The 13,836-nt window shown below is 42.8% G+C and carries 14 protein-coding genes; 13 read left to right on the top strand and 1 reads right to left on the bottom strand.

Features of this window, described 5'->3' with window-relative positions:
• Positions 1–62 precede the first annotated feature (62 nt).
• The 4 genes from FJU10_RS03770 to FJU10_RS03750 all read left to right on the top strand — a co-directional run bounded on the left by FJU10_RS03770 (position 63) and on the right by FJU10_RS03750 (position 4,553).
• Positions 63–1,550 (top strand): phytoene desaturase family protein, encoded by a 1,488-nt coding sequence (locus FJU10_RS03770; protein WP_140965191.1) that lies wholly within the window; start codon positions 63–65, stop codon positions 1,548–1,550.
• Between the two features lie 11 nt (positions 1,551–1,561).
• On the top strand, positions 1,562–2,668 hold the full coding sequence (locus FJU10_RS03765) for a glycosyltransferase (protein WP_140965190.1): 1,107 nt from the start codon (positions 1,562–1,564) through the stop codon (positions 2,666–2,668).
• A gap of 12 nt (positions 2,669–2,680) precedes the next feature.
• Positions 2,681–3,193 (top strand): glycosyl-4,4'-diaponeurosporenoate acyltransferase, encoded by a 513-nt coding sequence (locus FJU10_RS03760; RefSeq protein ID WP_223272962.1) that lies wholly within the window; start codon positions 2,681–2,683, stop codon positions 3,191–3,193.
• 295 nt (positions 3,194–3,488) lie between these two features.
• Positions 3,489–4,553: a bifunctional transcriptional activator/DNA repair enzyme AdaA gene (locus FJU10_RS03750; protein WP_140965187.1), complete on the top strand. Its 1,065-nt coding sequence runs from the start codon at positions 3,489–3,491 to the stop codon at positions 4,551–4,553.
• 226 nt (positions 4,554–4,779) lie between these two features.
• Here FJU10_RS03750 and FJU10_RS03745 read toward each other — a convergent pair whose 3' ends face one another.
• The gene (locus FJU10_RS03745; RefSeq protein WP_140965186.1) at positions 4,780–5,670 is read right to left on the bottom strand and encodes a LysR family transcriptional regulator; all 891 of its coding nucleotides are present in this window, start codon (positions 5,668–5,670) and stop codon (positions 4,780–4,782) included.
• Positions 5,671–5,801: 131 nt separating this feature from the next.
• Between FJU10_RS03745 and FJU10_RS19640 the strand changes: the two genes are divergently transcribed.
• The 9 genes from FJU10_RS19640 to FJU10_RS03705 all read left to right on the top strand — a co-directional run bounded on the left by FJU10_RS19640 (position 5,802) and on the right by FJU10_RS03705 (position 13,825).
• A complete protein-coding gene (locus FJU10_RS19640) occupies positions 5,802–6,308 on the top strand; it encodes an amidohydrolase family protein (RefSeq protein ID WP_262984548.1) in 507 nt (168 codons plus the stop codon).
• 5 nt (positions 6,309–6,313) lie between these two features.
• The gene (locus FJU10_RS19635) at positions 6,314–6,838 is read left to right on the top strand and encodes an amidohydrolase family protein (RefSeq protein WP_262984547.1); all 525 of its coding nucleotides are present in this window, start codon (positions 6,314–6,316) and stop codon (positions 6,836–6,838) included.
• Between the two features lies 1 nt (position 6,839).
• On the top strand, positions 6,840–8,120 hold the full coding sequence (locus FJU10_RS03735; protein WP_123833531.1) for a PTS sugar transporter subunit IIC: 1,281 nt from the start codon (positions 6,840–6,842) through the stop codon (positions 8,118–8,120).
• 57 nt (positions 8,121–8,177) lie between these two features.
• Positions 8,178–9,419, top strand: coding sequence for a neutral/alkaline non-lysosomal ceramidase N-terminal domain-containing protein (locus FJU10_RS03730; RefSeq protein WP_140965185.1), 1,242 nt, complete (start codon positions 8,178–8,180; stop codon positions 9,417–9,419).
• Positions 9,412–10,665, top strand: a complete 1,254-nt coding sequence (locus tag FJU10_RS03725) for a hypothetical protein (RefSeq protein WP_140965184.1) — start codon at positions 9,412–9,414, stop codon at positions 10,663–10,665. The genes FJU10_RS03730 and FJU10_RS03725 overlap by 8 nt, the downstream gene beginning before the upstream one ends.
• 227 nt (positions 10,666–10,892) lie before the next feature.
• Positions 10,893–11,321, top strand: coding sequence for a MarR family winged helix-turn-helix transcriptional regulator (locus tag FJU10_RS03720; protein WP_010748593.1), 429 nt, complete (start codon positions 10,893–10,895; stop codon positions 11,319–11,321).
• A gap of 10 nt (positions 11,322–11,331) precedes the next feature.
• Positions 11,332–12,294 carry a ring-cleaving dioxygenase gene (locus FJU10_RS03715; protein WP_140965183.1) on the top strand — a complete coding sequence of 321 codons (963 nt, stop codon included), beginning with the start codon at positions 11,332–11,334 and terminating at the stop codon, positions 12,292–12,294.
• 13 nt (positions 12,295–12,307) lie between these two features.
• Positions 12,308–13,201 (top strand): VOC family protein, encoded by an 894-nt coding sequence (locus FJU10_RS03710; protein ID WP_140965182.1) that lies wholly within the window; start codon positions 12,308–12,310, stop codon positions 13,199–13,201.
• Positions 13,202–13,216: 15 nt separating this feature from the next.
• Positions 13,217–13,825: a flavin reductase family protein gene (locus FJU10_RS03705; protein WP_140965181.1), complete on the top strand. Its 609-nt coding sequence runs from the start codon at positions 13,217–13,219 to the stop codon at positions 13,823–13,825.
• The last annotated feature ends 11 nt before the right edge of the window (positions 13,826–13,836 follow it).

Below are 13,836 nucleotides of genomic sequence, written 5' to 3'. Positions count from 1 at the left end.
TGTGTTGACGAGAAGGTTTGGCTAAATAGGGACGTTCATTAAAGCAAACGAGGAGCAATTCAATGAAAGAGAAAAAAACAGTTGTAGTGATCGGCGGCGGACTTGGTGGTCTATCAGCGGCGGTCTCATTAGCCCAAAATGGCTTTGATGTATCATTATATGAAAAAAATCACCATTTAGGCGGCAAGTTGAACCGACTGGAAACAAACGGCTTCGGCTTTGACTTAGGTCCTTCGATTTTGACGATGCCGCAGATTTTCGAAAAATTATTTACTGGCAGCAATCGCGATATGGCGGATTATGTTGCGATTCGCCGATTGCCATTGGAATGGCGCTCCTTTTTTCCTGACGGCACCAAGATCGATCTCTATGGCGATCTTGCCCGCATGGCAAAGGAAAACCCGCACTTGTCGGAAAAAGACATGGTCGAGTACCAAGACTTTTTGGACTATGCGCAAAAGATTTATGCAATCACGGAAAAAGGCTATTTCGAGAAAGGCTTAGATACCACGAAAGAAATCTTGAAGTATCACGGCGTGATCAAAGCGCTGAAAGGCTTTGATTATTTCTCTTCGATGCATGATGCCATTCAAAAACGTGTCAGCAATCCGCAGCTGCAAGATATGCTGAGCTATTTTATCAAGTATGTCGGCTCGTCTCCTTATGACGCCCCAGCCGTCTTGAACATGATGATCTACATGCAGCATGCCCAAGGTGTCTGGTACGTGCCAGGTGGGATGCATCGTTTAGCCGAAGGCATCGTTCGCTTAGCAAAAGAGATCGGTGTGACCTTCCACACGGGACACAAAGTGGAAAAATTGATCGTTGAACAGGAACAAATCCGTGCCGCTCGTTTGGATGATGGTACGTTGATCGAAGCCGACTATTTTGTTTCCAACATGGAAGTAATCCCGGCTTATGAAGAGCTGTTAGAAGAAGCGCCGACCTTTACTCAAAAACTGGAAGAAAAATTTGAACCAGCAAGTTCTGGTTTCGTCTTGCACTTAGGGGTCAAAACCTCCTATCCGCAACTGGCGCACCACAACTTTTTCTTTTCCAATGCCTCAAAAGAAAACTTTGATCAAAATTTCCATCAGCATCAGCTGCCGGAAGACCCAACGATCTACTTGGTCAATGCCAACAAAACCGATCCTTCGCAAACAGTGGCAGGGCATGAAAACATCAAAATCTTGCCTCATATCCCTTATTTGCAGGATAAACCCTTTACGGAAGCGGAATACGATGCCTTTCGTGAACGGATCTTGATCAAGCTGGAAAACATGGGCTTAACGGATCTACGCAAGCACATCGTGTATGAAGACCGCTGGACACCTGAAGACATCCAAAAGAATTATTTGTCACATCGCGGCGCCATCTACGGCACGGTCTCTAATCGCAAGAAAAATCATGGCTTTAAACACCCGAAACACAGCGAACGCTACGACAATCTATACTTCGTTGGCGGTACGGTCAATCCCGGTGCCGGCATGCCGATGGTGACCCTCAGTGGACAGCAAGTCAGTGAGATGATCACCAAAAGAGAACACTAAGACAAGAAAGGATGATGACTGTGTATCTGCTGCTCGCTGGTATTTGCGCTGCTTGGCTGGCAGGCTGGCTGATTTTTTTCCGCCTGCCGACGATACCCACCCGCAAGGAGACAGCCGCATCCAAAGACTTGAAGGAGAGGGCAGAATTGTCGATCATCATCCCCGCCCGCAATGAAGCAGAAAATTTGCCGCAATTGTTGGCATCCTTGCAGCAGCAAACCCTCCATCCTGTGGAGATTTTGGTGGTTGATGACGGATCGGAAGACGAGACGATCGCCTGTGCCAAGGGCTTCGGTGTGACGGTCTTGCAAACCGCTGCTGATTCTGCTGGGAAAGCGGCGGCTTGCTGGTTAGGCGCCTCACAAGCGGTGGGCAAGTATCTATTATTTTTGGATGCCGATACCTTCTTTCTAGCAGAAGATGGCTTAGAGCGCCTTTTCGCTGCGTATGAGGAGCGATCGGGACAAGGCCTGCTCTCGGTGCAGCCCTATCATCAAACGAAGCGCCTGTATGAACAACTATCTGCCGTCTTTAATGTCATCTTACCTGTCGGGTTGAACCGCTTTTCTATCGTAGGCGAAAAACTCTCAGCCGGCGGCGCCTTTGGTCCGTGTATCTTGTGCAGCAAAACAGCGTACCTTCAAGCCAATGGGCATCAGGACATGCCACAAGGAATCTTAGATGATCTAGCACTAGCGAGACGTTTTAAGAAAAAACGCTTGCCGATCGCCTTGTATGGTGGAAAAGACCTGTTGGCCTTTCGGATGTATCCAGCTGGTGTTCGTCAACTTGTTCAAGGCTGGACGAAGGACTTTGCCACTGCTTCGCAATTCACTCACCCTTTGATTATGGCAGGGGTCATCTTGTGGATCAGCGGCGGCATTGGGGTACTGGCGGCACCGTTTCTGATGGAACCGCTTTGGCTAGGACTGCTTTTTTATGCTGCTTATTTTGGACAAACCGTGTGCTTTGCCCGCCGTGTCGGCAACTTCAACCGAGTCTTGCTGCTTTTTTTTTCATGTTACTTTCTTTTTTTCCTAGGCTTATTTGGTTGGTCATGGATCCAAACCCATTTGTTGAAATCCGTGACCTGGAAAGGACGAAAAATCAATTTATAGGAGGCGATGCACATGCCGTTGATCACCTTATCCCCACTGCTCTTGCTCATTACAGACAGCTTGGCTTGGCTGCTGTTTCATCTAGGCATCTCCTTTGGCTTGCGCAAAGTCAGTGATGCTTTTTTTGAACGTCATGCCAACTGGTTCCGTTCTTTTGCCTTTGAAAAAGGCGGTAGAATCTGGGCGGAGGTATTTCGTATTCGTCAGTGGAAAGACAAATTGCCCGACGGCACTGTGATTGCCAAAAAAGGCTTTGACAAATCTCGCTTGGCTCAGCAACAAAAGGACTATCTGGACAAATTCGTCATCGAGACACGCCGAGCAGAGCTGACCCATTGGCTGCTGATGGTTCCAGCACCGTTCTTTTTCCTCTGGAATCCTACGTGGGCGGGCTGGGTGATGATCGTCTATGCGTTATTGGCCAACTGCCCGTTCATTATGATCCAACGCTACAATCGCCCCCGTTTGGAGCGAGTCTTGCGGAAAAAAAGTGCCCTGCAAGTCAAGCAGAAGGCGACGGTCTAGGTTCCTGTAGGTGCCGCTTTAAGATTCGCTGAAAAATAGGCAAACTGGAAATCAAAAGGATCGGAGGATAACTACCTTCGATCCTTTTTAAAAAATTGGTGTTAATTTTTATGGGATGTGCCAAGACCATTCTTTGTACACTAAGGTCATTCAGAGGAAAGGGTGATCGTATGTCATCAGAAGGATGTGGGCAAATTTTCGAACTGCCAATGCAGGCTGTTGCAATGGTTGGTCATATGTTTGTACAAGCACAAAGTATTTTTGTAAGTGTAGAAAAGAAGGAGGGATGCGCAAGATGATTGAAGATAGCCGACAACGGGACCACTATTACGACATGCTGATTGAAAAAAATTCCCAATATGAAGGGATTTTTTACGTTGGGGTAAAAACCACCGGCGTCTTTTGCCGTCCTACCTGTCCAGCGAAAAAACCGCTCAAGAAAAACTGCGAGTTTTTTCAGACAGCACAAGAAGCGTTGCTGGCGGCGTATCGTCCCTGCAAACGATGTCGCCCGCTCAGCTCACCTAGCCACTTATCCCCTGACGTGAAAAGCCTTGTGGAAGCGGTGGAGAGCAACCCGGAGAAAAAGTGGACCGACAAAGATTTTGAAGCGCTAGCGATCCATCCCAATACCGCGCGTCGACAATTTAAAAAATATTTTGGCATGACCTTTATCGAATATTCCCGTGCACGCCGTTTAGGGTTAGCGTTTAAGCAGATTCGTGAAGGAGAACCGCTGATCCAAGCACAATTAGAAGCCGGCTTCGATTCTGGCAACGGCTTTCGAGATGCGTTTTCCCGGATTATGGGGGAATTGCCTTCCAACAGCCGCGAAAAAACGATTCTTTCTTCTGCTTGGCTTGAGACTAAGCTGGGATCGATGCTGGCAATCAGCGACCAGCAGCAGCTTTACTTGTTAGAATTCGTGGATCGCAGAGGGCTAGAAACGGAGATTGCTGTTTTGAGAAGCCGCTTGAATGCAGTGATTATTCCCCAGCAAACAGCAATCATCCAGCAACTCAAGCAAGAATTGACGGAATATTTTGCAGGGAATCGAACTGCCTTCACGGTACCCATCGCATTGATCGGCTCTGATTTTCAGAAAGCCGTCTGGCAGCAGCTGTTGGCGATGAAGATTGGAGAAACATACTCTTACAAACAATTGGCACAGCGAATCGGCAATGAAAAAGCCACCCGAGCTGTTGCCAACGCCAACGGAAAAAATCAATTGGCGTTGATCGTTCCATGCCACCGTGTCATCAATAGTGATGGCAGCATCGGCGGCTATGGCGGCGGTGTCGAACGCAAAAAGTGGTTGCTGGCTTTGGAAAAGCAGGCCCAGCCGACTGTAAAGATTTGAAAAAGAGATAACTATGTGTGGGAATCAGTGCTTCATCGATCAGTACATGGAATGGATCGAATCCTCTTCAGTAAAATATATATTTAGCGGAACTTATGGAATCTTTCATGAGTTCTGCTTTTTTTCTGGCTTTTTTAATAGTACTAGATAAGGTGAATTTGCTTTATCAACGCTGCATGAGGACACCGATATACTATGTTTTATTAAGTCCTAACATTGCGAGTGCTTACGATCTATTAGTAAAATCCGATTTTTTTACAAAAGAAAGCAGTTTTTGTTGTGCTAAGCTTTTCTCTTGGCTTTTTACCATACAAAGATCGACTGACTGAGAGATGGCAGGAGAAAGTGGAATAACAGTGACGGTTTCTTTATAGCCTTCGGTAATATTTTTATTCATCAATAAAGAAATTCCCAAGCCGTTTGAAACAAAATCAATAATGTTTGATATCTTTGAATCTGTAAAAACGATTTTAGGAGAGAAGTTATTTTCTGCACATAGGTCAATGACAGTATTATATGGTCGTGACCCTTCCGGAAGTAAGACAAAGCGTTCGTTTTGAAGCTCCTTAATGGTTATCTGTGCTTTATTAGCATATCTATGACTATTCGGTACGACCGCCATCAATTGATCTGTTGTAATCTGTTGTTTATTAAAGATTTGAGTAGGATCATACACATCGCGAATAAATGCTGCATCACAGCGACCTTCTTTTAGCGAAAGCTCAAGTTTTTCAGAGGGGTCGGTGATAACATGCACGTCAACTTTTGACTGCAATATGAACTTAGTAATTAAATCTGTTAGATGATATTTTGCTAAAGACGGAATGGCACCAATGATTAAAGTATTTTGGTTTTTTGGTAACATCGAATGAAGTTCTTGGAGGCACTCATTTTCTAGGGAAAGCATTTTTTCTGCGTATGGTTTAAAAACTTCTCCGTATTCACTTAATTCAACACTTTTGGTTGTACGTTCAAAAAGTGGTACACCTAGCTGGTGTTCCAAGCGTTTTATTCGTTTGGATAAAGTAGATTGAGATATGTAGCATTCTTCTGCGGCAAGACTATAGTTTTTGTATTTAGTTAATGTGATAAAATCACGAATTATTTGGGTATCCATCAATGAGGGACTCCTTTTATTTATTCCGTTTCGTCATAAAAGTAGCCTAAATGGAATTGCTTGTCAATAGCAAAATCTTCATAATAACAAGTAGATAAGCGGTTACATAAAATGAGAAAGCAGGTAAAGAAATGATTATTGATGCAAATATGTACTGGCTTCCGCAAAAAATTTTTTCAGATAAAAAGATCCGAAATGAATTTCTTCGCTCTATACCCCAAAAATTCGGAACGAGCATTCACGTAGAAGAACAAGCTGAAAGAACGAGTATGATCGTTGAACGACCGATGGGCTATCCAAGCTTAAACTACACCGATACTGATTATAAACTAGAGCAGCAATTATCTGATATGAGTCACCATGGAATTGATGTCGGACTGCTAAAATTACCTGGATGCCAAGAGTGGCTTCCGTTAGAATTATGTAAATTAATTAATGATGAAATGGCGGACCATATCAAACAAAGTCATGGAAAACTAAGAGGATTGGCAGTGGTTCCTCCCTATGCCGATGAGGAAACAATTTTTGAGTTGGAACGAGCAATTGTAGAGCTAGGACTAACCGGTATTCAGCTATCTGCACATTATGGGAACTATTATTTAGACGATCAACAGTTCAGGCCTTTTTTTAAAAAATAAATGAGATGAAAATTCCAGTTTATGTCCACCATACTCCGGTTCCAGTGGACTACCAGTCAATCTATCAATATGACAATTTAAGACGAACGCTAGGCCGCAATATTGATCAGCTGACTGCAATTGGTAGAGAAATATTCAGCGGGATGTTCGAGGAATTGCCTGAATTAACATTTATTCATTCAATGATGGGGGGGCAGATCAGCAATTATTTAAATGCATTGTTTCCTCAAGATAGTGGCAATGGCCGTTTTGATGATCGAGCGACTCAGTTTAAGAATCGTTTCCGCAGACACATCTTTTTAGAAATGTCTCATGCTCAACCTTGGGGGAAAATACAGCTTGAGGCTGCTGTCAAAGAAATTGGTGCGGACAAAATTATTTATGGTTCTTCTTACCCCGTCAAGAGCAGCTGGTTTACAGAAGGTGTTTCTTTTATTGGTGGGTTGGAGATCACAGAAAAAGAGAAAAAAGAGTTGCTATTTGAAACTGCAAACAGCTTGTACAAACTAAATCTAACTGGAGGAAAATAACATGAAAAAGTTTACGGAACTACTAGAAAAATATTTACAACCATTATCTGGAAAAATATCTAGTCAAAAAGATTTGAGTGCCGTAGCTGCAGGACTAGCTCGGGTCACACCGCTGACAATTTTAGGATCTCTGTTTTTTCTATTGGCGAACTTTCCGATTGAATCCTATAAAGCGTTTCTGCAAGAAATAAACATTCAAAGTACGTTGATGATTCCTTATAATATCACTTTTGCTATTATTTCAATTTATACGACATTCTTTATTGCATACAGTTATGCACAAAGCGAAAAACTAGATGGCGTTTCGGTGGGCGTTCTTTCGATGGTTTCTTTCTTCATTTTGACGCCATTGACTGAAACAGAAGGTGCTTTATCTTATGATTTTACTAACTTAGGCAGTCGAGGCTTGTTTGTAGCAATATTAGTGGCTATTTCTGTCACTCGACTTTATCGATTTATTGTTCGGAAAAATTGGATTATACGTATGCCTGATGGGGTGCCGCCGTTTGTTGAAAAAAGCTTCTCTAGCCTTATTCCTGCCATCTTGATTTCATTCATTATGTTGATCGTTGCTTTTGTATTTAGCCGTACTTCTTTTGGAGATGTCCATAGTTTGATTTATACGGCATTACAAAGACCTTTATTGGGATTGGGTGGCTCATTTGGTGCATTTTTGATTGCTTATGTACTGATTCAAATCCTTTGGTGGTTTGGGATTCATGGATTTAACGTTGTTGGCGCTATTATGCTACCGATTTGGTTAGGATTAGACGCTCAACGATTAGAGCAGATTGCTGCCGGGGAACAAGTGACGACATTTGTAGGTAGTGCCTTTATGACTGCGATTGGTGGGCCTGCACTGGCAGTAACCTTGACGTTCTTACTATTTGCCAAATCTAAGCAATTGAAGGCTGTCTCAAAAATTGCTTTACCAGCGGCTATTTTCAACATTGCTGAGCCAGTGAATTATGGGATACCAACTGTTTTAAATGTGACATTGTTTTTGCCAGTTGCAGTAATTATTCCCTTGTTCAATGCCTGCATTCAATATTTTACGATGGTTGTTGGAATTGTTCCTGCTTTAACTGGCGTCCAAGTACCTCAACAAGTTCCTCGTGGTCTGTGGGGGATTCTACAAGGAAATTGGCAGATTGGTATCCTTCAAATTGTACTAGTTCTCATTAATATTGCGATTTTGTATCCATTTGCTAAAGTTTATGACAATCAATTGCTTCAAAAAGAAAAAGAATTAGAGGCAAAAGAAGTTACTGCGTCTGCTTAAATAGGGTAAAAGACAGACATTCGTTTGTCAAAATTATAGTTGAAGAGAGGGAAGTCTATGAAAGTTGGACGTGGGCGTGTCTGTTTAAGCCCGTATAATAAGGAGTTTTATTTAATTGGTTATAAGACTCCTTTCCGTAATTCTCCAGCAGAAGGGATTCATGATGACATTTTTTGTAATGGATTATTGATTGAAGCAGACGATAAGAAGATTTTTCTAGTCTCTCTTGATTTTTTGGAGCTTGAGGACGAGATGGTGGCGGAGGCAAAATCACGACTTTCAAAAGCATACGGCATTGATCGTGATCTGATTATGATGAGTGCTACTCATAATCATTCATCAATTATGAGTTACCATAAGCACTGGCACTCAGGTATTTTTGAACCTGATTATTATGAGTTTGTTATGAATCAGTTGCTTCTAGTATGTCAGCAATGTTTTGAGTCTCTGCAACCAGCAACAGCGGCATATGGCAGTGATATTATTGTGGGTTTTTATGGAAATCGTAATCATCCAGGAGCGCTAGCAGATAACGAAGTGACAGTTATTACATTTAATAATTCGGAGGGAAAAGCCGCCGGTGTTATCGTAAACATAGCGGTTCATTCGACTGTATTAAGTGCTAAAAATAATTTATTAACTAGTGAATTAGCAGGAAATATTTGTAGTCGCTTGGAAAAAGAGTGGGGAATTTATCCATTGATGCTAATTGGAGCAGCCGCGGATTCCAGCAATCGGCATCAACGACAAGGGGATGATTTTACAGAATTAGAACGAGTTGCAGAAGCTTTGGCTGATCGGATCAGTCAGATCAGGCAAGTTCATCCTTTATCCATTGATCGAATTGCTTATCAGACTCTTAGTCATACGATTTATAATGATATGGTAGATACTCATCAAGAAGTACAACACTTTTTAGACAGTGATTCGCCGCTCAAAAATCCTGGGTTAATCAATAAATGCCAAGAGATTTTACAGGTGGATCATTTTTACCAGCAACTTGAATTCGGTGTCTATCATTTAGGAGAGCTCCAAATATATAGTTTTCCTGGTGAGTTAGGTTCGGCTTTTGGCATTCAGCTAAAAAAAGCAAGTGCTACTCACGGCTGCTTAGGAATCGTGGCTGGATATACCAATGGGTTTCATTACTATTTTTTACCCAAAGAAGAGTATGGTCTGTCATTTGAAACAATTGGTAATCCAGTACCGTTAGGTGAGCCAGAAAAAATTATTATAAAGATGATCCAAAGTGCGTTGTTACTTAACAGTCAACTATTAGAGGAGCAAGGCAATGAATGAGTCTTTGCATGGCGGAGTTGGGAAGGCACAAATTAAACTACGAACACAAGATTTTCCAATCAAAGAGTTTGTTTGCCAACATGATCCACTTTATATCCGAGCTCTTTTTTTACAAGCAAAAACAGAATTTTTGCTTCTTTCACTTGATCTTACCTCGTTGACTGAATCGATGGTTTATGACTTGAAAGCAAGCGTTTCTAAAGAATTTAATATTCCAATAGAGAATATATGGATTACAGTCACGCACACTTTTTCGGCACCTCATCTTGATAAGTCATATCCTATCTTTATCAAAAAAGTAAAAGAAGCTGTACAATTGAGTGTTTCTAGAGCATTAGAAAGAGTTACAAAGCTTGCAATTAGTACGGATTCTGTTACGACGAGCCTGAACTGTTCCCGCAATATCGAAACTCCTTTTGGCTGGTGGTTAGGTAGAAACGATCTAGAATATTCGAATCATGACATACGAATATTGAAAATTTATGAGATAAAAACCGATCATCTTCTTTGTGTTCTTTTCAATGGTGATTTGCCTCCTTCCGTAATGGCGGATTCCTATTTGGAGCAAGGAGGTAAGGCTGTCAGTTCAGATCTTATCGGTTATACTTGTCGAAAATTAGAGGAAACAGTGACTCAGACAGCAATTTTTATTTTGGGTGCTGCTGGAGATCAGCGGCCCCTAGAAAAATCTTGTGAGGATATTGTTTCTGAAGAATGTCTGAAGCGAAACGATCTGCATGAAGCGGGTTTTAAATTAGTTGAAACACAAGGGGATAGACTCTATGAAGAAATTTGCAGCTCATTAGTAAAACCCAATCCAATATTTCTTCCTATAAAGGCAATTTCTATTTACGAAAAAAAAGTTTTCTTGGAAGAAAAAGTAATGCCGATTCCCACAAAAGAACTTAAACCGACAAAGCACTTCGATTTTTCTAAAACAGGAAGACAACAAGAGCTGACAATAGCTGGCGTATCATTGGGTTCGATAGTTTTACTAGGTATTCAACCCGAGGTGAATAGCTTGTTTGGAGAGAAGCTGCGTGAGCTTGTAAATGTTCAAACAGTCTTTATTGCATCGATGGTAAACGGAGCGATAAAATACCTCCCTGAAGAAAAAGATTTTGAACGAGTCACCTATACGGCAATGAACACTCAGTTAGGTAGAGGTAGCAGTAAACAATTTTTGGAAGAAGTACGCAGATTTTTAAAAGAGAGTAATCTTTCTGTTGATAAGCAAATAAACTAAAAAATCAAAATCGCCATTAACTATATGATACATCATCTATATTCCCTATAAAACGACGGTCTACTCCTAATCAAGGAGTGGCCGTTTTTTTTTGAGCAGTCAAGCAGTTTGCAAGGTTGCAGAATGAATTTCTTGTTCATAGGGGGGGATAACCAAAGCATATCCTTTTACAACTTACAAAAAGTAAGTTATGATTATCTCGAATTCGAAATAAAGAGGTGAGGAAAATGGCGCATCAAGAAGAAGCGCTCAAAGCGTACATTGGTTTGCTGCGTACAGCGAGTCGTTTGGAACAAGTGGCAAAAAAAGATGTCCGTTGTTATGGCTTAAATATCACAGAGTTTTCCGTACTGGAATTGCTTTACCATAAAGGCACCCATACGACGCAAGCCATCAAGGAAAAAATCTTGATCGCCAGCAGCTCCACAACCTACGTGGTCGATCAATTAGTCAAAAAAGGCTGCGTGCAACGGGAACCTAGCCAAGAAGATCAACGGGTAACATACGTCAGTATTACGGAAGCAGGCAGGGCGTTGATGGAGAAAATTTTTCCCAGTCATGCACAAAAGATTGCGGCGAGTTTTTCCGAACTCAGCAGTGAAGAATTGCAACAATTAAAAACAATTTTACGAAAAATAACTTACGATCAGAAATGAGGAAAAGAAAATGAGAAAGCAAGACCAATTATTAGGGGTACACCATGTGACGGCTATGACAAATGATGTGGAACGGAATTACCATTTCTTTACAGATGTGTTAGGGATGCGTTTAGTGAAAAAAACCGTCAATCAAGATGACATCTATACGTACCATACTTACTTTGCGGATGATTTAGGGACACCGGGAACGACCATGACGTTCTTTGATTTTCCCAATACCGCTCGTGGTAGCAAAGGAACCAATTCAATCACCCGCACCAGTTTTCGAGTGCCCAGTGACGCTGCTCTTGATTATTATGCCGCACGCTTTGATGAATTTGAGGTAAAACACGAGGCAATCACCACCGAATTTGGGAAAAAAGTGTTGCGCTTTTGGGATTTTGATACGCAAGCCTATCAACTGATCTCTGATGAACACAATACTGGCGTGAAAGCTGGTATCCCTTGGAAAAAAGGACCCGTTCCTACTGAATTTGCGATTTACGGCTTAGGTCCTGTTGAAATGTCTGTTTCTTATTTGGCAGATTTCAAAGGACTACTGGAATCCGTCTTTGATTTCAAAACCATTGATCAAGTAGACAATCGCTATTTGCTAGAAGTCGGTGAAGGCGGCAATGGCGCCCAAATCGTTTTAGTGGAAGATACCACGAGCCCGCAAGCACAACAAGGGGACGGCGAAGTGCATCATGTCGCTTTTCGTTTAGCCCACCACGACTCGTTAGCAGTCTGGCAAGAAGTCTTTGATAACTTGGGATTGGCCAACTCCGGCTATGTCGATCGCTACTATTTTGAGTCGTTGTATGTGCGCATCGGCCATATTCTTTTTGAACTAGCAACAGATGAACCAGGGTTCATGGGGGATGAGCCATACGAAACATTGGGTGAATCCTTATCATTGGCACCATTTTTAGAAAATCGCCGTGAATACATCGAAGGAGTCATCAAACCCTTCAATACAAAACGCGCCTAAGGAGGCACATAGTATGCAACCCATTCAACAGATCCACCATATTTCAGCTATCGTAGGCGATCCGCAAACGAACGTTGCCTTTTACCGTGACGTGTTGGGGTTGCGCCTCGTCAAACAAACCGTCAATTTTGATGATCCCTACACGTATCATCTTTATTACAGCAATCAAGCGTTAGAAAATGGGACCATCATCACCTTCTTCCCTTGGGCAAAGGCCCATCCTGGGCGAGTAGGAAGCGGACAAGTCGGCACGATCGCGTTTCGCATTCCAAAAGACAGCAGTGCCTATTGGCAAGAACATCTGGCGAAACATCAAGTAACTGTCCAAGAAAGTACATTGTTTGATCGGCCAACGTTAGAACTTCATGATCAGCATGACCTGTCTTTGGCGTTAGTCGAAGCCGAAGAATCGGCGGAAACACCAGCGATTGTAGGCTTTCATGGGGCCGTCTTGCTTTCGGCACAACCAGAAGCGACCATTCAAACGCTGGCAGATGATCTAGGTCTGAACATTTTTAACAAAACAGAGAAAAGCACCCATCTTCATACCGCAGGCACCCTCGCTCATGAGATCGTCGTGCCCCATGAAGCAATGCCAGCAGGGCGCTGGGGTGTCGGCACCGTCCATCACATCGCGTGGTCTGTGCCAACGGAAGCAGTGCAAAAAGAGTGGCAAGAGTACTTGTACGATCAAAGATACGGCGTCACTGAAATCAAAGACCGCAACTATTTCAAAGTCGTCTATTTCCAAGAGCGGGGCAACATCGTCTTTGAGATCGCAACAGAAACCCCAGGTTTTTTAGTTGATGAACCATTAGAAACGCTGGGAGAGCAGTTGATGCTGCCAGCCCAATTTGAAAGCCGCCGTGCAGAGATCGAGGATCGCTTGCCAGATTTATCGGTTTAGAAAAGGAGACGCTGTATGCACTATTTAGATCCCAAGGATTTGACCCAACGAGAAAATTATAAACTACTGATTGGCTCCATCATTCCACGGCCAGTGGCAGTGGTCAGTACGCAATCAGCCGATGGTATCGTCAACATCGCCCCATTCAGTTTTTTTAACATCGTCAGCTCAGAACCCGTGATCCTCTCGTTGGCTATCCAGCGCAAAGAAGGGGAACTGAAAGACACCGCCCACAATCTGTTGGCGACGAAAGAAGCCGTCGTGCATATTTTGGATCAAACAAATGTCCAAGAGGCCAATAAAACTGCGGCATTATTGCCCGCAGACCAAAGCGAGTTGACGGTTTCTGGATTTACGACAACGACATCGAAAACAATTGCCGTTCCTGGCTTGAACGAAGCCAGTGTACGCCTAGAAACGATTCTGCATCAGCACGTACCCATCAAAAAAGACCAGCAGACCACTGCCGATCTCTTATTGTTGGAAGTCGTCGGCTACCAGATTGCAGAGGATGTCTATCAAGATGGCAAGATCGATCCCCGTGCCTTACAAGCAGTCAGCCGGCTAGCGGGAAATTCTTACGCAACGATTGGGGAGATTTTCGATATCAAACGACCAAGTTAAAGGAGGAACTT

The sequence above is a fragment of the Enterococcus sp. OL5 genome (assembly GCF_006491895.1).
GTDB classification, from domain to species: domain Bacteria; phylum Bacillota; class Bacilli; order Lactobacillales; family Enterococcaceae; genus Enterococcus_D; species Enterococcus_D innesii.
The sequence above is the reverse complement of the archived record's forward strand: the minus strand, read 5'-3'. Positions and strand labels throughout refer to the sequence as shown.